We start from the raw sequence: 17,521 nt of genomic DNA, 5'->3' as shown, positions 1-17,521 counted from the left end.
GAGCTACGCCCACCATATTGCGGTCTTGCGATGTTGCGGTACAGCCTTACAGAAGCATGGTGCGGACGAAGAGACTCGAACTCTTACAGCTTGCGCCGCTGGAACCTAAATCCAGTGTGTCTACCAATTTCACCACGTCCGCGTAACGCTTAAAACAAAGGCGCCAGATGCTATCGAGGCGCCTTTGAAGAATATGGGGTGGACGATGGGAATCGAACCCACGACAACTGGAATCACAATCCAGCGCTCTACCAACTGAGCTACGCCCACCATATTGCATTACAGCCTACTTGCTTGCCAAAGCTGCCTAATGGCGCACCCGGCAGGACTCGAACCTGCGACCATCCGCTTAGAAGGCGGATGCTCTATCCAGCTGAGCTACGGGCGCTTAAGCTTGAAGCCTAACCGAACGAGACATTAACAGATAACTGCTAAACCACTCATTCTGCCCGACTTCGCCAACCAGTGCTAGGCTGTGCCCGACAAGTGCGGCGAATCTTATAGGCGAGCCTGAAAGTCGTCAACACCTTTCTAAAAAAAATTTAAATTATTTAAGGGCTTAGGGGATTTGCCCGACCACCCGCCTTTGCCCTTGGCCCGTGTCGTGCGAGAATGCGCCCTCTTTAATTGTTTCCTTCTCGATGGTTAATCACGCGTCTATGACTGCACACCTAATCGATGGCAAGGCGATCGCCGCCAGCCTGCGCCAGCAGATCGCTCAACGTGTCGTGGAGCGTCGCCAGCAAGGCCTGCGCACTCCGGGCCTGGCGGTGATCCTGGTCGGCACCGACCCCGCCTCCCAAGTCTATGTCTCGCACAAGCGCAAGGACTGCGAAGAGGTCGGCTTCATTTCGCAGGCGTTCGACCTGCCTAGCGAAACCTCGCAGCAGGCCCTGACCGAGCTGATCGACCGCCTCAATGACGATCCGGCCGTCGACGGCATCCTGCTGCAGCTGCCGCTGCCGGCGCACCTGGACGCCTCGCTGCTGCTCGAGCGCATCCGCCCGGACAAGGACGTGGACGGCTTCCACCCTTACAACATCGGCCGCCTGGCCCAGCGCATCCCGCTGCTGCGCCCGTGCACGCCGAAGGGCATCATGACCCTGCTGGAAAGCACCGGCCAGGACCTGTACGGCATGAACGCGGTCATCGTCGGTGCGTCCAACATCGTTGGCCGCCCGATGGCCATGGAACTGCTGCTGGCCGGCTGCACCGTGACTGTCTGCCACCGCTTTACCAAGGACCTGGCCGGCCACGTCGGCCGCGCCGACCTGGTGGTCGTGGCCGCAGGCAAGCCGGGCCTGGTCAAGGGTGAATGGATCAAGGAAGGCGCCATTGTCATCGACGTGGGCATCAACCGCCAGGAAGACGGCAAGCTGGTCGGCGACGTAGTCTACGAGACCGCCCTGCCGCGCGCCGGCTGGATCACGCCGGTGCCAGGTGGCGTCGGGCCGATGACCCGGGCATGCCTGCTGGAAAACACGCTGTATGCGGCGGAAGAGCTGCACAAGTAATACCGCGTGAATGAAAACGGCACCTCTGGCAGGTGCCGTTTTTTTTGGCTGAGTTTCTTGATGGCTGCACCGTCCTCTTCGCGGGTAAACCCGCTCCCACAGGGGACATCACAGCCTTCGTGGACTGCACGGTCCCTGTGGGAGCGGGTTTACCCGCGAAGAGGCCCGCGCGGTATTCAGCCGATCACTTCCTGGCCGCCTCCCACGACTTCAGCAGTTCGCTGTAGCTGACCGTCTCGCCCTTGGGCTTTTCGTTGGCCAGCTTCGGTTTCGGCGCACCGGGCTGGTCGAACCAGTACTGGGCATCCTTCTCCGGGTTCAGCTTCGGTGCGCACCTGGCCTGAGCGTTGGACCGCTGCAAGCGCTCCATCATCCGGTCCTGGTCGCGGGCCAGGCCGTCCAGCGCTTCCTGCGGGGTCTTCTCGCCACTGGCCACCTCGGCGATGTGGCTCCACCACAACTGCGCCAAGCGCGGGTAATCCGGCACATTGGTACCGGTTGGCGTCCACTGTACCCGCGCCGGGCTGCGGTAGAACTCCACCAGCCCGCCCAGCTTGGGCGCCAGCTCGGTCATGGCCTGGGAGTTGATGTCCGATTCGCGAATCGGCGTGAGGCCAACGATGGTCTTTTTCAGCGACACGGTCTTGGAGGTGACGAACTGGGCGTACAGCCACGCCGCCAGGCGTTGCTTCTCGGGGGTGGACTTGAAGAAGGTCCACGAGCCAGTGTCCTGGTAGCCCAGCTTCATGCCCTCCTCCCAGTACGGCCCCTTCGGCGAAGGCGCCATGCGCCACTTCGGCGTGCCATCGGCATTCACCACCGGCAACCCGGGCTTGGTCATGTCGGCGGTAAACGCGGTGTACCAGAAGATCTGCTGGGCAATGTTGCCCTGGGCCGGCACCGGGCCGGCTTCGGAGAAGGTCATGCCCTGGGCTTCCTTGGGCGCATAGGCACGCATCCAGTCCACGTATTTCTGTGTGGCATAGACGGCGGCCGGGCCGTTGGTGTCGCCGCCTCGGGTCACGCTGGAACCCACCGGGTGGCAGTCCTCCACGCGGATGCCCCATTCGTCCACCGGCAAACCATTGGGCAGGCCTTTGTCGCCGCCACCCGCCATCGAGAACCAGGCATCGGTGAAACGCCAACCCAGCGACGGGTCTTTCTTGCCGTAGTCCATGTGGCCATAGACGCGCTTGCCGTCGATTTCCTTGACGTCTTCGGTGAAGAACCTGGCAATGTCCTCGTAGGCCGACCAGTTCACCGGTACGCCAAGCTCGTAGCCGTACTTTTCCTTGAACCTGGCCTTCAGCTCGGGCCGTTCGAACCAGTCGGCACGGAACCAGTAGAGGTTGGCGAACTGCTGATCGGGCAGTTGGTAGACCTTGCCATCCGGCGCGGTGGTGAAGGAAATGCCGATGAAGTCCTTCAGGTCCAGGGTCGGCGAGGTGTAGTCCTTGCCTTCGTTGGCCATCAGGTCGGTGATCGATTCCACCTTGCCGTAGCGAAAGTGCGTACCGATCAGGTCGGAGTCGTTGACCCAGCCGTCATAGATGTTCTTGTCCGACTGCATCTGTGTCTGCAGCTTTTCCACCACGTCGCCTTCCTGCAGCAAATCGTGGGTCAGCTGGATACCGGTGATTTCGCTGAAGGCCTTGGCCAGCACCTTGGACTCGTATTCATGGGTGGTGATGGTTTCCGACACCACGTTGATCTTCATGCCACGGAACGGCTCGGCAGCCTTTATGAACCACTTCAACTCGGCCAACTGCTGTTCAGGGGTAAGGGTCGAAGGCTTGAACTCGCTGCCGAGCCACTTCTTGGCCGCGTCCTCGTACTGGTCTGCCCAGGCTGTGCCCTGCACGCTGGCCAGTACCAGCAACGCCGCCAGGGTCAAATGTCGCCTGTTGTACTTGTTGTCGAACATTGTGATCTCCCGTTTCAGTTATCCCACAGGGCCGCTCGCTCAGCCCCAGCGCAGCACCACCACCAGCCACGCCAGCGACAGCAGCGAGGCCACCCACAATGGCCACTCGCTGACGCCAACCACCAGCAAATGCAGGTAGGCGCTGGCCAGCAGGCCGATGAACAAGCGGTCGCCACGGCTGGTGACCAGCGGCAGGAAGCCACGCCGCTCCACGCAGGGGCGGCGCAATTCCAGCAGCGTCATGCCCAGCAGCAGCACGCCGACGGCGGCGAAGAACAGCGCCGTCGGCAAGGTCCAGGCCATCCACTCCATGCCTTGCCCTCCTCACACCCGGCCCAGGGCGAAGCCCTTGGCCACATGGTTGCGCACGAACCAGATCACCAGCATGCCCGGCAAGATGGTCAGTACCCCCGCCGCCGCCAGCACACCCCAATCGATGCCCGAGGCCGACACGGTTCGGGTCATCACCGCGGCGATCGGCTTGGCATTCACCGAGGTCAGGGTGCGCGCCAGCAGCAGCTCGACCCAGGAAAACATGAAACAGAAAAACGCCGTCACGCCGATGCCGGAGCCAATCAGCGGAATGAAGATTTTCACGAAGAAGCGCGGGAAGCTGTAGCCATCGATGTAGGCCGTTTCGTCGATTTCCTTCGGCACACCGGACATGAACCCCTCGAGGATCCACACCGCCAGCGGCACATTGAACAGGCAGTGGGCCAGGGCCACGGCGATATGGGTATCGAACAGGCCGATCGACGAATACAGCTGGAAGAACGGCAGCAGGAACACCGCCGGTGGCGCCATGCGGTTGGTCAGCAGCCAGAAGAACAGGTGCCGGTCACCAAGGAAGCGGTAGCGCGAGAAGGCATACGCCGCAGGCAGCGCCACCAGCAGTGAAATCAGCGTGTTCAGGCACACGTAGTACAGCGAATTGATGTAGCCGCTGTACCAGCTGGCATCGGTGAAGATCACCCGGTAGTTGTCGAGGGTGAACGCCTGTGGCCACAGGGTCAGGCCGCCGAGGATCTCGGTGTTGCTCTTGAACGACATGTTCAGCAGCCAGTAGATCGGCACCAGCAGGAAGAAGAAGTACAGCAGCAGGGCCAGCGATTTGCGTGTGCTCATGGCCTAGTCCTTGTCGGCATGGGTCATGGCTGTGTAGAACAGCCACGACACCAGCAGGATGATCAGGAAGTACACCAGCGAGAACGCCGCCGCCGGGCCCAGGTCGAACTGCCCGACAGCCATGCGCGTGAGGGTCTGGCTGAGGAAGGTGGTGGCGTTGCCGGGCCCGCCACCGGTCAGCACGAAGGGCTCGGTGTAGATCATGAAGCTGTCCATGAAGCGCAGCATCACCGCGATCAGCAGCACGTTCTTCAGCTTGGGCAACTGGATATGGCGGAACACCGCCCAGCCCGAGGCGCGGTCGATGCGCGCAGCCTGGTAGTACACATCGGGAATGGCGCGCAGCCCTGAGTAACAGAGCAACGCCACCAGCGACGTCCAGTGCCACACATCCATCACCAGCACGGTCAGCCAAGCGTCGAACGGGTCGCCGGCGTAGTTGTAGCTGACCCCGAGTTTGGCCAGGGTGGCGCCGAGCAGGCCGATATCGGCACGGCCGAAAATCTGCCAGATGGTGCCGACCACGTTCCACGGGATCAGTAACGGGATGGCCATGACGATCAGGCACACCGAAGCCATGCGCCCCTTGGTCGGCATGGTCAGGGCAATGGCGATGCCCAGCGGGATCTCGATCAGCAGCACGCAGGCGGAATAGATGAACTGGCGCAGCAGTGCATCGTGCAGCGCCGGGTCGCGCAGCACCTGGCGGTACCAGTCGGCGCCGACGAAGTAGCGGTTGGACTGGTCGAAGATGTCCTGCACCGAGTAGTTGACCACCGTCATCATCGGCACCACCGCACTGAATGCCACCAGCAGGAACACCGGCAGCACCAGCCACCAGGCCTTGTTGTTCGGCACCTTGTTCATGGCCCGGCCTCCAGCAGCACATCGTCCAGGTACAGCATCAGCCACTGCGCCGGCAGGCTGACCCAGGCCTGGTCCACCGGCAGCGGGCGGTCCTCGCCCAGGCGCGCCTTGAGCGCCACACCGCCCAGTTCAAGGGTGACGATGCGGTAGGTGCCCAGGTCCTCGATGTCCAGCACCCGCGCCGGGTAGGCGTCATCGAACGGGCTGTCCCACAGCTGCACGAATTCCGGGCGGATGCCCACCTGCAGGCGCCCGCCCGCCGTCGCTGCCAGGCGCTCGCGCAAGCCGTCGGGCAGCTCCAGGTGAATATCGCCGAACACCACCCCGTCCGCTTCGGCGCGCACCTCGATCAGGTTCATCCCCGGGCTGCCGATGAAGTAACCGACGAAGGTATGCCGCGGTCGTTCGAACAGTTCGCGCGGGGTACCGAACTGGACAATGCGCCCGCCATGCATCACCGCGATCTTGTCGGCGAACGTCGAGGCCTCCAACTGGTCGTGGGTGACGTAGATCATGGTGATGTTGAACTGCTCGTGGATCTGCTTGAGTTTGCGCCGCAGCTTCCACTTCAGGTGCGGGTCGATCACCGTCAGCGGCTCATCGAACAGGATCGCCGACACGTCATCGCGCACCAGCCCACGGCCCATGGAGACCTTCTGCTTTTCGTCGGCACTGAGGTTGCGCGCCTTCTTGCGCAGCACGGCCGACAGATCAAGCACCTCGGCAATCTCCTCCACCCGGGCCTGCACCCGGGCTGCGTCCAGCCCCTGGTTGCGCAAGGGAAACGCCAGGTTGTCGAACACCGTCATGGTGTCGTACACCACCGGGAACTGGAACACCTGGGCGATGTTGCGTGCCTGCGGTGACAGCTGGTTGACCGGCTTGCCGTCGAACAGCACCTCGCCGTGGGACGGTGTCAGCAGCCCGGAAATGATGTTGAGCAAGGTCGACTTGCCGCAGCCCGACGGCCCGAGCAAGGCGTAGGCACCGCCCTGCTCCCACACATGCTCCAGCGCGTGCAGGGCATAGTCCGCCTCGCTGGCGGGCTGCCGGCTGTAGCTGTGCGCCAGTTGGCGCAGGCGAATTTCGGCCATCACCCTCTCCTTGCCTGGCGCAGCCCCGGGGCCTGCACCAGCGCCCCGGCGCTGTCGAACACGAACAGCTTGTGGGTAGGGATGAACACGCGGATCGGCGTATCCACCTGGTATTCGTGCACCCCTGGCAGGTGCAGGATCATGCGCCAATGTTCGTTGCGCACATGCAGGAAGGTTTCTGAACCACTGATCTCGGCCAGCTCCACCAGCACCGACAATTCCAGGTCGTCGTCGTGAGCCGGCACCAGGCTGATGTGGCTGGGCCGTACGCCAAAGCGGTAGTCACCCTCGGCAAGCGGCCGCAAGTCGGCATTGCGGGCAAAGTGCACGGCCTGGGCCAGGCTCACATCGTTGCCGCTGATACGGCCAGGCACCAGGTTGATCGGTGGTTCGGAAAACAGCTCGGCAGCCAGCACGCTGCCCGGACGCTGGTAGACCTCGGCGGTAGGCCCGCTCTGGACGATACGGCCCTCATGCACCAGGGTGGTGGTGCCGCCCAGTGCCAGCGCCTCGTTGGGCTCGGTGGTGGCATACACGGCAATGCAGTGGCGCGCCGCGAACAGTTCGCGCAGTTCCTGGCGCAGGCCCTCGCGCAGCTTGTAGTCGAGGTTGACCAGCGGCTCGTCGAACAGGATCAGCGAGGCATCCTTGACCAGCGCCCGAGCCATCGCCGTGCGTTGCTGCTGGCCACCGGACAGCTCCAGCGGCAGGCGCTGCAGGTAGGCTTCGATGCGCAGCATCTCGGCGGTTTCCTGCACCCGCCGGCGAATCTCGGGCTCGGCCATGCGTGCCTGGCGCAGCGGTGACGCAATATTCTCGTACACGTTGAGGGTCGGGTAATTGATGAACTGCTGATACACCATCGACACATTGCGCTGGCGCACCGGCACGCCAGTCACGTCCTGGCCATCCATCAGCACCCGCCCCCGGTCCGGGCGGTCGAGCCCGGCCATCAGGCGCATCAGGCTGGTCTTGCCGGCCAGGGTGCGGCCCAGCAGCACGTTGAACGAGCCGGGCTCGAAACGCAGTGAGGCATCGACGATCCAGGCCTGGTTGTCGACGCTGCGGCTGACCTGTTCCAGCACCAGAGACATGGCGTGGCCTTCTTGTGGTTGTTGTCTGCCGGGCACAGCCAGTTTCGTGCCAGTTGCACCGCAACCGTCTGACCCGGGGCCTGCCAGGCAAGCCCCGGCCAATCGCAGGTTCACAAATGAACACAAGCACTGAACAACTGAACACTTGCCGGTTTGACATTGAACAACCGTGCACAACACTGAACAGCGGTCGGCCCCATGACAACAATCACACAGGACAGGCCCATGGCCGCATCCGCTTCACCCCATGCCCAACTGATCCAGGCCTCCTGGGCCCGCTGCCGCGACCACGGTTTGCAACCCCAGCACGCCCCGGACTTCGACTGCCTGACCCACGCCGAGCTGAGCGCCCTGCTGGAGCGGCGCCAGGCCCTGCTGCGCCTGACCCGGGAAGCGGTGCTGCCGCAGTATGCGCACCTGCTGGGCAATGCCAGCTACCTGGTGATGCTGGCCGATGCCAGCGGCTGCCTGCTCGACAGCTGGGGCTCGCGGCGTTTCATCGAGCCGCGCCAGCAGCATGGCTTCAGCGCCGGTGCCCACTGGCACGAGCGCGGCGTCGGCACCAATGCCCTTGGTACCGCACTGGTCTGCGCCGAGGCGATCCATGTCGGTCAGGACGAGCACTTCCTGCGCCAGAACCGCTATATGTCCAGCGCCGCCGCGCCGCTGTTCGACGCTGCGCGGCAACTGGTCGGGGTGCTCGATGTGGCCAGCGACGGCTATCTGCCAGCCAGCCAGACGCTGGGCCTGGTACGCATGATGGGCCAGAGCCTGGAGAACCGCCTGATCCTCGCCGAGCATGCCGACCAGCACGCGCAACTGATCTTCAACAGCGCCTCCGACAACCTCGACAGCCCCTGGGCCGGCCTGCTGGTGTTCGATGAGCACGGGCAGGTGCTGGCCGCCAATCACCGGGCCGACACCCTGCTCGGCGGCAACCCGCTGCAGCAGAACATCGCACAACTGTTCCAGTTGCCCCTGCAACAGCTGCTCAGCCATCCCCGGCAACAGCCCTTCGCCCTGCAAGCCATCGGGCGCAACCGCTTTCACTGCCAGTGGCAGCCGCCGCGCGCGGCCCCCAGCCGCCCCGCCGCCAGCAACGCTGAGCCACGCCTGGAGAAGGCTCTGGCACAGGCCTGCCTGCTGTTGGAAAAGGACATCCCGGTGCTGGTACAGGGTGAAACGGGCGTCGGCAAGGAGGTATTCGTCGACACCCTGCACCGGGCCAGCAGCCGCGCCAGCCAGCCGCTGGTCGCGGTCAACTGCGCGGCGATCCCGGCCGAGCTGGTGGAATCGGAGCTGTTCGGCTACGACAAGGGCGCGTTCACCGGCGCCCACCAGAAGGGCAACCCGGGGCTGATCCGCAAGGCCCACCACGGCATCCTGTTCCTCGATGAAATCGGCGACATGCCGTTGCCCACCCAGGCCCGCCTGCTGCGCGTGCTGCAGTCGCGCAGCATCCAGCCATTGGGCAGCGGCGAACCGGTGGCAGTGGATATCCGCGTGGTGTCGGCGAGCAACCGCGACCTGGCCGAAGAGGTGCGCGCCGGGCGCTTTCGCCAGGACCTGTATTACCGCATCGCCGGGCTGGCGGTGGTGTTGCCGCCGCTGCGCGAGCGCAGTGACCGCCGACAGCTGATCGAGCAGGTGCATGCGCGCTACCGCGACCCCGGGCAACCCGCGCGGCTGCCTGCGGCCATTATCGAGCTGTTCGATCGGCACCCCTGGCCAGGTAACGTGCGCGAACTGGTGAGTGTGCTGCAGGTGGCACTGGCCTTGGCGGGTAACGGGCCGGTCGGCCTGGAACACTTGCCTGCGGGATTTCTCGCCGAGTCGCAAGTGCCTGTGCCGGTCGCGACCGAAGAGGCGGACCTGCACGCGCTGGTGGCGCAAGCCAACGGCAACCTTTCAGCGGTGGCGCGCAGGCTTGGCATCAGCCGCACCACGCTGTACAAGCGGTTGCGTGAGCGATGATCGCCCTGGTCTGTACCGGCCTCATCGCCGGCTCAGGCAAGCCCCCGTCTCAACGTCCGGGATATCCCTTTGGGGGCAGCTTTGGCCGCACACAACCCAACGCGGTGCATGGCACCGGCTGCGCCGGTGTTCGCGGCTAAAGCCGCTCCCACAGGGTCCCTGCCAATTCAATGAGCAATTCTGTAAAAGCCGGTATGGGCAAAGCTCCCCTCTCCAACCCGCTGACGTGTTATCAAGGATCGCGCCATTGCGCCGGCTGCCGATAGGCCTGCGCCCAGGCTTGCACCGCACTGGCCGGCATCGGCCGGGCGATGCAGTAACCCTGCGCCAGCTCGCAGCCCAGGCCCATCAGTACCCGGCCGTGCTCGACGCTCTCCAGCCCTTCGGCAATCACCTCACGGCCAAACGCCCGCGCCAGGCCGATCACCGCCCTGGTCAGCGCCAGGTCGTCCTGGTCATGCAGGATGTCGCGCACGAACGACTGGTCGATCTTGATCGTCTGGGTCGGCAAGCGCTTCAGGTAACTCAGCGACGAATAGCCGGTGCCGAAGTCGTCCAGGGAGAAACGCACACCCTGCGCGCGGCAGGCATCGAGGCAGCGGCTGACATGCTGCAGGTTGTCGATGGCCACCGACTCGACGATTTCCAGGTCCAGCCGCGCCGGGTCCACCTCCGGGTGCGCCGCCAGCAACTGCTGCAGGCGTTCGGCAAAGTCACTGCGCTGCAAATGCCGCGCGGCGATATTCACGCTCAGTGACCAGGGCCGCCCCTGGTGCTGCCACACCTGGAGCTGGTTCAGCGCCTGGACGAGCACCCACTCGCCGATTTCCACGATCAGGTCGGTCTGCTCCACCCAAGGCAGGAAATCGCCAGGCGGTACCAGGCCACGGCCTGGCCGCTGCCAGCGCAACAAGCCCTCGAAACCCAGCACCTGGCCGCTGCGCAAGTTGACCTTGGGCTGGTAATACAGGCACAGCTCGCCGTTGTGCAGGGCCCGGCGCACCCGCGCCACGGTCTGATGGGTAGCCTTGAGCTCCTGTTCCTGGGACACGTCGAACAGGTGATAGCGGTTGCGCCCACGCTGCTTGGCAACGTACATGGCCTGGTCGGCATGGCGCACCAAGGTGTCGGCGTCCTCGTCGTCCTGCGGGTACAGGGTCACGCCAATACTGGCGCTAAGCGACAGGCGGTGCTCGCGCACCACATAGGGCGCCGCCAGTGCCTGCAGCACCCGACGCAGCGCCGCATGCAGCTGGCGGTCTTCGTCGACGTCGCGCAAGATCAGCACGAACTCGTCTCCCGAGAGCCGGGCCACCGCGTCGCCACCGCGCAGTATGTGCTTCAGCCGCTGCGCCACCTCGACCAGCAGCAGGTCGCCAATGGCATGCCCGTAGCCGTCGTTGACCGCCTTGAAGCCATCCAGGTCGAGCATGCACACCGCCAGCGGAATGTCTTCACGGCGCGAGTAGGCCAGGGCCTGGTTCAGCAGGTCGGACAGGTAAGCGCGGTTGGGCAGGCCGGTGAGCACGTCGTGGCCCACCCGCCATTGCAAGGCATGCAGCAGCTGGCGCTTCTCGGTGACGTCGAAACGGATCGACACGTACTTGCGCACCAGGCCGGTTAGCGGGTCGACCAGCGGCACCATGGTGCTGTCGACCCAGTACAGCGAGCCATCCTTGGCGCGGTTGCAGATCTCGCCCTTCCATACCCGGCCGGCGGCCAACGCCCGCCACATGCCGACGAAGAACTCCGGCTCGTGCAGGCCGGAGTTGAGAATGCGGTGGTTGGCGCCCAGCAGCTCCTCGTGGCTGTAGCCCGAGATGCTGCAGAACTGCTGGTTGACGTAGGTGATGGTCCCACGCAGGTCGGTTTCGGAAAAAATCGCGGCCGCGTCCACGGCCGCACGATAGATGTCATCCATAAAGCATCCTGCCTTAGCGGTTGAAGCGCTCCACGAGGGCGCGCAATCCGGCGCACACCTCTTCCAGTTCGGCGCCGCGCGAAGCGGCAGCGTTGGCGCTGTGGGCGCTGTGCTGGGCAATGCCGGCCACGCCATTGATCTGCCGTGAAACGTCTGCGGCTACTGCCGACTGCTGCTGCGAGGCCGTGGCCATCTGCTGGCTCATGTCGCTGATGCGCTGCACCGCGTCACGAATGCCATGCAGCGCCTGCCGGGCTTCCTGCACCTGGGCAACGCCCTGCTCGGCACCGTCGATGCCCTGGCTGGCGATCGCCACGGCTTCCTCGGCGCCACTGCGCAGGGCATCGATGATGGCCTGGATGTGCAAGGTAGACTGCCGGGTCTTGTCGGCCAGTGCCCGCACTTCGTCGGCGACCACGGCAAAGCCGCGGCCCTGCTCGCCCGCACGGGCCGCTTCGATGGCTGCGTTGAGGGCCAGCAGGTTGGTCTGCTCGGCAATGCCGCGGATCATCCCGGTGGCCTCGGCGATTGCACCGGTCTGACCAGCCAGGTGGCTGACCGCCTGGTTGATCTGGGCCACGGTACCGGCCAGGGTGCGAATCGCCGCGCCACTGGCATCGGCCACCTGGCTGCCCTGCTCGGCCAGCAGATGCGCGGTGTGGGCCTCGGCGGCGGTCAGCTGCACATGCCTGGCCACTTCACCGATGGACACTGCCATCTGGTTCATGGCGGTGGCGCTCAGGTCGGTTTCCGCACGCTGCTCCAGCAAGGCCGACTCGGTACTGCGGGACAACTGCCCGGCATCATGGGCAGCCACGGCCATTTGCGCCGCGAGGTCGCTCAACCGGGTCAGCGCGGTTTTCAGCCGTGCCTCCTCACTGATCAGCATCAGTTCCAGTTGCCCGGCGGCACCGGGCAGGTCGCTGTAGGTCAAGGCCGCGATCGGGTCGGCGAAAGTGCCGGCGGCCCCCTGCACAACCTGCTGCATCTGCCGCCCGACGGCATCGCGCGCCCACAGGCCATAGGCCACCAACAGCCCTACGGTCAGCCCCTGCCCCACCAGGCCTGGCCACAGCTGGTTGGCGCCCAGCGCCAGCAGCCCGCTCGCCAGCGGCAGGGCCAGGGCCTGCGCCAGCAGCATCAGCCGACGTGGCCACGACAACACCGCCTGGCCATTGCGCAAGCGCGCATACAGGGCCTCGGCACGGGCCACCTGCTCACGCGTGGGGCAGACCCGCACCGACTCATAGCCAACCACCCGCCCGGCTTCGAGGATGGGTGTGACATAGGCATTGACCCAGTAGTAGTCACCATTGCGGCAGCGGTTCTTGACGATGCCCATCCAGCTCTTGCCGGCCTTCAGGTAGCGCCACATCAACGCGTACACCGCCGGCGGCATGTCCGGGTGACGCACCAGGTTGTGCGGGCTGCCGATCAGTTCGGCCTCGCTGTACCCACTGATGGCGGCGAATTCGGGGTTGCAGTAAGTGATCAGGCTGGCGATGTCGGTAGCGGAAATCAGCCGTTGATCAGGTGGGAAACGTTGCTCGACCGGGGTGACCGGAAGGTTGAGACGCACAATGAGACTCCATTCATTTAAACGCCAGGAGCCTGCTCGCGGGCGATTACCAGGATGAATACCCCGTAATCGGCCCTTTAGTGACTTCCCGGTCGGGCGCGGATTCTACGAGGTCAGCCACATAATGCAAATAAACCTTACGAATCATAGCGTTATCAAAAATTTTGAAGTCGGCGTGGCGCTTGGCAAGCTGATTGCAGCTGTGCACAGGCACTGGCCAAAGCCTGATCTGATTCATGTGCGCAGTCCCTGTGGGATCGGCGGTTCGCCTGCGAACTGCCGATCCAACCCCATGCACCGAACCAGAGCCCGGCAGGCCGGATTGCCCCATAACTGGTCAGACCGGTAAGGCCAAAAATCCTTGCAATGTAGGATTTTTCGCGCTTTCATGGCTTCGCACTGAACAAACCGGTAAGACCACAATAATTAAGTCCTGCGCTCTTTCGCCCCGTGCGGCTACCGAAGCAAGGACACCGATCAGAGATCCCTCCCATGCTCAAATGGTGCTCGCGTTCGATCTTCCTGCAAGTCGTGCTCGGCCTTGCCCTCGGCATCGCCTGCGGTCTCAGCTTCCCCGACCTCTCCCTGCAACTCAAACCCCTTGGCGACGGCTTCATCAAGCTGATCAAGATGCTCATCGGCCTGATCGTGTTCTGCGTGGTGGTCAGCGGCATCTCGGGTGCCGGCGACCTGAAAAAGGTCGGGCGCATCGGCCTGAAGTCGGTGATCTACTTCGAAGTGCTGACCACCCTGGCACTGGTGATCGGCCTGGTGTTCGCCTTCACCAGCGGCATCGGCAGCGGCGCCAACATCCACCTGGACCAACTGTCCAGCGCCGACGCCAGCAGCCTGGCCGAGCGCGGCCAGCACATCCATGGCGCGACGGCGTTCTTCATGGACCTGATCCCCACCTCGGTGATCGGCGCCTTCGCCGACAACAACATTCTCCAGGTGCTGCTGTTCTCGGTACTGTTCGGCAGCGCACTGAACCTGGTGGGCGATTCCGCAGCCGGCATCTCGCGACTGATCAACGAGCTGAGCCACGTGATCTTCCGCATCATGGGCATGATCGTGCGCCTGGCCCCCATCGGCGTGTTCGGCGCCATCGCCTTCACCACCAGCAAGTACGGCCTGGAATCGCTGCAACACCTGGGTGGGCTGGTGGCGCTGTTCTACCTGACTTGCGCCGGCTTCGTACTGATCGTGCTGGGCACGGTCATGCGCCTGTCGGGCCTGAAGCTGCTGCCGCTGATCAAGTACCTGCGTGAAGAGCTGACCATCGTGCTGGGCACCGCCTCGTCCGACGCCGTACTGCCACAGATCATGCGCAAGCTGGAGCACCTGGGCATCGGCAGTTCCACCGTCGGCCTGGTGATCCCCACCGGCTATTCGTTCAACCTCGATGGCTTCTCCATCTACCTGACCCTGGCCATCGTGTTCATTGCCAACGCCACCGGCACGCCACTGGCAATGACCGACCTGTTGACCATCCTGCTGGTGTCGCTGGTGACTTCCAAGGGGGCTCACGGCATCCCAGGCTCGGCGCTGGTGATCCTCGCCGCTACCCTGACCGCCGTGCCGGCGATCCCGGTGGTCGGCCTGGTACTGGTATTGGCGGTGGACTGGTTCATGGGCATCGGCCGGGCGCTGACCAACCTGATCGGCAACTGCGTGGCCACCGTGGCCATCGCCCGCTGGGAGAAGGACATCGACCTGGAGCGTGCGCACAACGTGCTCGACGGCAAACCCGGCTTCGCCCCCACGCCACGCAAGCAGCCCAACCCCCATCAACAGGAATTCTGAGCGAACGTGGCCGGCACCGACGCCGGCCCTTCCAGGAGCGAACCGTGATCAGCTCATCGACCGTCGTCAACTCAGTGGTGGAAAAACTGCGCCAGGCCCTCGCCCGCGGCCAATGGCGTACCGGCGACATGCTGCCAGGCCAGCGCGAGCTGGCCGAACAACTGGGCATCAGCCGCCCCAGCCTGCGCGAAGCGGTGACCGTGCTGGAAACCCTGGGCCTGGTGCGCTCGCTGCCAGGCAAGGGCGTGCTGGTGCTGGATGCCGACGCTGCAGGCCAGGAACCGAGCCTGGACACCAGCACCGCAGCCAGCCTGGCCGACGTGCTGGAGCTGCGCTACACCCTTGAACCCTTCATCGTCGGCCTGGTGGCGCAGTCGGCCAACAGCCAGGACATCGGCCAGCTGCGCCTGACCCTGATGGACATGCGTGAAGCGCTGGAGGCCGATGACAGCGAAGCCGGAGTCCGCGCCTATATCGCTTTCCATGAAGCGCTGTTCGCCCTGACCACCAACCCGATCTTCCAGAGCGTGGTGCAACAGACCGGCAATGCCCTCAAGCAGAGCGCCGACATGCTGCGCAATTCGCCAGAGCACCTGGCCGCACGGCTGAAGGAGAACGAAGCGGTGGTGCGTGCCATACGTGAACGCAGCAGCGCCCAGGCCAGCGCCCAGATGCGCCAGCACATCCTGGCCGAAGGGCTGCGCATGGGCATCCCGTTGAACATCCCGGACGAACACCCGCATCCATGACCCAAGGAGAGCGACCATGAACGCCGCCCCCCACTTGCCGACCCTGCTCGCGGCTGGCGAAACCCGCCTGTCGGCCGAGCAGATCTACCCGCGGCTGTTCGATGCCATCCTCGAACAGCGCCTGCCACCTGGCAGCCTGTTGCCCGAACAGGCGCTGGGCCATGCCTTTGGTGTCAGCCGTACAGTGATCCGCCGCGTGCTCGGGCGCCTGTCCGACCAGCAGGTGGTGGTGCAGCGCCCCAGCCACACTGCGCATTTGGCCGCGCCCGACCCGGAGCAGGCACGCCAGGTGCTCAGCGCCCGGCGCCTGGCCGAAACCACGCTGATCACCCTGGCCGCGCAACGCGCCCGGCCAGTGCAGATTCGCCAGCTGCGGCAACTGGTGGAACGCGAGCGCCAGCACCATGAAAACGGCGAGCGTTGTGCGGCGATTCGCCTGGGCGGCGAGTTTCACCTGAAACTGGCGCAAGTGGCCGCCAATGCGCCACTGGCGCGGTTTCTCAATGGCCTGGTGCCGATGACCTCGCTGATCATCGCCCGCTACGAGTCGCCGTGCTGCGACCACTGCGCGTGGGAGGAACATGCGGCGATCATCGATGCCGTGGAGCACGGTGATGCCGAGGCGGCGCTAGGGCTGATGCACAAGCACCTCGACCGCCTGGAAGAAAAGCTCGACCTGGATTGACCCGGGCCGCTGCCGGCGATGGGCTGCACGGCAGCCCCCTCAACCCCACCCTATACTCCGAGAACCACCCCAGCCTCTATCAGGGAGGCGGTTGCGTGAGCACTCGAGTCCTCCTGCTGCTGTGCCTGCTGCTGGCCCTGGCCGGCTGCGCAGGCAAGCCTCCACCTGCCCCGCCGCCACCCGTGGTGCTCACCCCCGCCACCTGGCAACGCATCGACCAGGAACTGATCGACGCCTCGGTCGGCGCCGCCAGCTCGGCCAACGACTATGCCCGGCGCTCCATGCGGGTGTGGAAGGAACAGGTACAGCGGCGCACCGAAAGCGACTTCATCCCCTGGTTCACCGGCTACTGGACCCAGCAGTGGCTGACCCTCAAGGTGGCCTGGTACAAGATCGACAGCGGCGAAGGCCGGGAGCCGGCAGAAAAACGTCTGGCGCTGTACCTGCAGGAGCAGTACCACAAGCGGGTGATCGAACCGGTGGCCGAGCAGATCAACCCCGAAGGCATCCGCGACCGTGCCTGCGAGCTGTACCTGCAACTGCTCGGCCAGCAGCTGCCGGCCATCATCAGCCGCTACAACGCGCCCCCCGAGCAGTTCAGCCAGCGCCTCAACCGCATTCCCGCCATCGCCCTGGGGCCGCCAGATGCGCGTAATGCCAGCCTGTATCAACTGCTGCGGGCCAAGTCGCTGGCCCAGCAACCGGCCTGGCAAGCCATGCGCCAACACCTCCACCAGCAGGCCAGCAAGGGCCCCGGGAAGACCGATGTCGGGCTGAACTCGGTAGCCAACCAGGCCAGCGAAAAACTCGGCGCCACCCTGGCCCCGCGCGGCATCGCCAGCGCCGTGGCGTCAGCGGTGGGCAAGGTGGCGGGGGCGATGATTTCGATTGCGGCAGCCGGCTACGGAATCATGACCCATGACCGCGAACACCCGCAGATGGTCGAGCAGCTGCGGGTGATCCTCAACGTGGCGCTGAGCCAGGAATGGCAGGAACTGATGGAGAACCGCCAGAGCGGGGCCATGGCAGGGGTGTATTACCTGTCGGGGCAGGTCGAGGACAGTTTGCTGGCCAGTGCGCCGCGGCCGGCTGAACAACCGGTTGAGCAGCAGGTGAAGCAACAGCAGGAGCCTTTGATCATTCGCCTGCCGCCTTAGCCATTGTCTGTACTGGCCTCTTCGCGGTGTACGAC

Annotated in this window: 14 protein-coding genes, 3 tRNA genes and 1 pseudogene; 6 read left to right on the top strand and 12 right to left on the bottom strand. The window is 64.6% G+C overall.

Annotated features, from left to right (window positions below):
- Positions 1-57 precede the first annotated feature (57 nt).
- The 3 genes from M2S36_RS24745 to M2S36_RS24735 all read right to left on the bottom strand — a co-directional run bounded on the left by M2S36_RS24745 (position 58) and on the right by M2S36_RS24735 (position 388).
- Positions 58-142, bottom strand: a tRNA-Leu gene (locus tag M2S36_RS24745).
- 52 nt (positions 143-194) lie between these two features.
- Positions 195-270: transfer RNA gene (locus M2S36_RS24740), tRNA-His, on the bottom strand.
- Positions 271-311: 41 nt separating this feature from the next.
- Positions 312-388 (bottom strand) — tRNA-Arg (locus tag M2S36_RS24735).
- Positions 389-659: 271 nt separating this feature from the next.
- On the opposite strand from M2S36_RS24735, the gene folD reads away from it, so the two are divergent.
- Positions 660-1,514, top strand: coding sequence for a bifunctional methylenetetrahydrofolate dehydrogenase/methenyltetrahydrofolate cyclohydrolase FolD (gene folD / locus M2S36_RS24730; RefSeq protein ID WP_063914005.1), 855 nt, complete (start codon positions 660-662; stop codon positions 1,512-1,514).
- 184 nt (positions 1,515-1,698) lie between these two features.
- Here folD and M2S36_RS24725 read toward each other — a convergent pair whose 3' ends face one another.
- The 6 genes from M2S36_RS24725 to M2S36_RS24700 are packed head-to-tail and all read right to left on the bottom strand — an operon-like array spanning position 1,699 to position 7,618.
- Positions 1,699-3,438 carry an ABC transporter substrate-binding protein gene (locus M2S36_RS24725; RefSeq protein WP_333958012.1) on the bottom strand — a complete coding sequence of 580 codons (1,740 nt, stop codon included), beginning with the start codon at positions 3,436-3,438 and terminating at the stop codon, positions 1,699-1,701.
- A gap of 39 nt (positions 3,439-3,477) precedes the next feature.
- On the bottom strand, positions 3,478-3,750 hold the full coding sequence (locus M2S36_RS24720) for a DUF2160 domain-containing protein (protein WP_013971877.1): 273 nt from the start codon (positions 3,748-3,750) through the stop codon (positions 3,478-3,480).
- Positions 3,751-3,762: 12 nt separating this feature from the next.
- Positions 3,763-4,563 (bottom strand): carbohydrate ABC transporter permease, encoded by an 801-nt coding sequence (locus tag M2S36_RS24715; protein WP_013971876.1) that lies wholly within the window; start codon positions 4,561-4,563, stop codon positions 3,763-3,765.
- Positions 4,564-4,566: 3 nt separating this feature from the next.
- Positions 4,567-5,430, bottom strand: coding sequence for a carbohydrate ABC transporter permease (locus M2S36_RS24710; protein ID WP_013971875.1), 864 nt, complete (start codon positions 5,428-5,430; stop codon positions 4,567-4,569).
- The gene (locus M2S36_RS24705; RefSeq protein ID WP_233688345.1) at positions 5,427-6,524 is read right to left on the bottom strand and encodes an ABC transporter ATP-binding protein; all 1,098 of its coding nucleotides are present in this window, start codon (positions 6,522-6,524) and stop codon (positions 5,427-5,429) included. Before M2S36_RS24705 ends, M2S36_RS24710 begins: the two co-directional genes overlap by 4 nt.
- Positions 6,524-7,618, bottom strand: a complete 1,095-nt coding sequence (locus M2S36_RS24700; protein ID WP_233688346.1) for an ABC transporter ATP-binding protein — start codon at positions 7,616-7,618, stop codon at positions 6,524-6,526. The genes M2S36_RS24705 and M2S36_RS24700 overlap by 1 nt, the downstream gene beginning before the upstream one ends.
- 225 nt (positions 7,619-7,843) lie before the next feature.
- Here M2S36_RS24700 and M2S36_RS24695 point away from each other — a divergent pair, with 225 nt between their 5' ends.
- Positions 7,844-9,592, top strand: coding sequence for a sigma-54-dependent Fis family transcriptional regulator (locus tag M2S36_RS24695; RefSeq protein ID WP_207835176.1), 1,749 nt, complete (start codon positions 7,844-7,846; stop codon positions 9,590-9,592).
- A gap of 232 nt (positions 9,593-9,824) precedes the next feature.
- Here the strand turns inward: M2S36_RS24695 and M2S36_RS24690 are convergent, their stop codons facing one another.
- From M2S36_RS24690 to M2S36_RS25240, 3 genes and pseudogenes are all read right to left on the bottom strand, one after another.
- Positions 9,825-11,513 carry a putative bifunctional diguanylate cyclase/phosphodiesterase gene (locus M2S36_RS24690; protein WP_333958011.1) on the bottom strand — a complete coding sequence of 563 codons (1,689 nt, stop codon included), beginning with the start codon at positions 11,511-11,513 and terminating at the stop codon, positions 9,825-9,827.
- A gap of 13 nt (positions 11,514-11,526) precedes the next feature.
- Positions 11,527-12,654, bottom strand: coding sequence for a methyl-accepting chemotaxis protein (locus M2S36_RS24685; protein ID WP_442969531.1), 1,128 nt, complete (start codon positions 12,652-12,654; stop codon positions 11,527-11,529).
- Between the two features lie 108 nt (positions 12,655-12,762).
- Positions 12,763-13,092: pseudogene (locus M2S36_RS25240) on the bottom strand (PAS domain-containing protein); the annotation flags it as partial.
- A 492-nt stretch (positions 13,093-13,584) separates the two neighbouring features.
- Here M2S36_RS25240 and M2S36_RS24680 point away from each other — a divergent pair.
- The 4 genes from M2S36_RS24680 to M2S36_RS24665 all read left to right on the top strand — a co-directional run bounded on the left by M2S36_RS24680 (position 13,585) and on the right by M2S36_RS24665 (position 17,486).
- Entirely contained in the window at positions 13,585-14,895 is a 1,311-nt protein-coding gene (locus tag M2S36_RS24680; protein WP_003260726.1) for a C4-dicarboxylate transporter DctA, read from the top strand.
- A gap of 44 nt (positions 14,896-14,939) precedes the next feature.
- On the top strand, positions 14,940-15,644 hold the full coding sequence (locus M2S36_RS24675) for a FadR/GntR family transcriptional regulator (protein ID WP_207835172.1): 705 nt from the start codon (positions 14,940-14,942) through the stop codon (positions 15,642-15,644).
- 16 nt (positions 15,645-15,660) lie between these two features.
- Positions 15,661-16,329 (top strand): GntR family transcriptional regulator, encoded by a 669-nt coding sequence (locus tag M2S36_RS24670; protein ID WP_207835170.1) that lies wholly within the window; start codon positions 15,661-15,663, stop codon positions 16,327-16,329.
- Positions 16,330-16,424: 95 nt separating this feature from the next.
- Positions 16,425-17,486 carry a hypothetical protein gene (locus M2S36_RS24665; RefSeq protein ID WP_333958009.1) on the top strand — a complete coding sequence of 354 codons (1,062 nt, stop codon included), beginning with the start codon at positions 16,425-16,427 and terminating at the stop codon, positions 17,484-17,486.
- The last annotated feature ends 35 nt before the right edge of the window (positions 17,487-17,521 follow it).

The sequence above is a fragment of the Pseudomonas sp. SF2 genome (assembly GCF_036858055.1).
In the GTDB taxonomy this organism is placed as follows: Bacteria; Pseudomonadota; Gammaproteobacteria; order Pseudomonadales; family Pseudomonadaceae; genus Aquipseudomonas.
The sequence above is the reverse complement of the archived record's forward strand: the minus strand, read 5'-3'. Positions and strand labels throughout refer to the sequence as shown.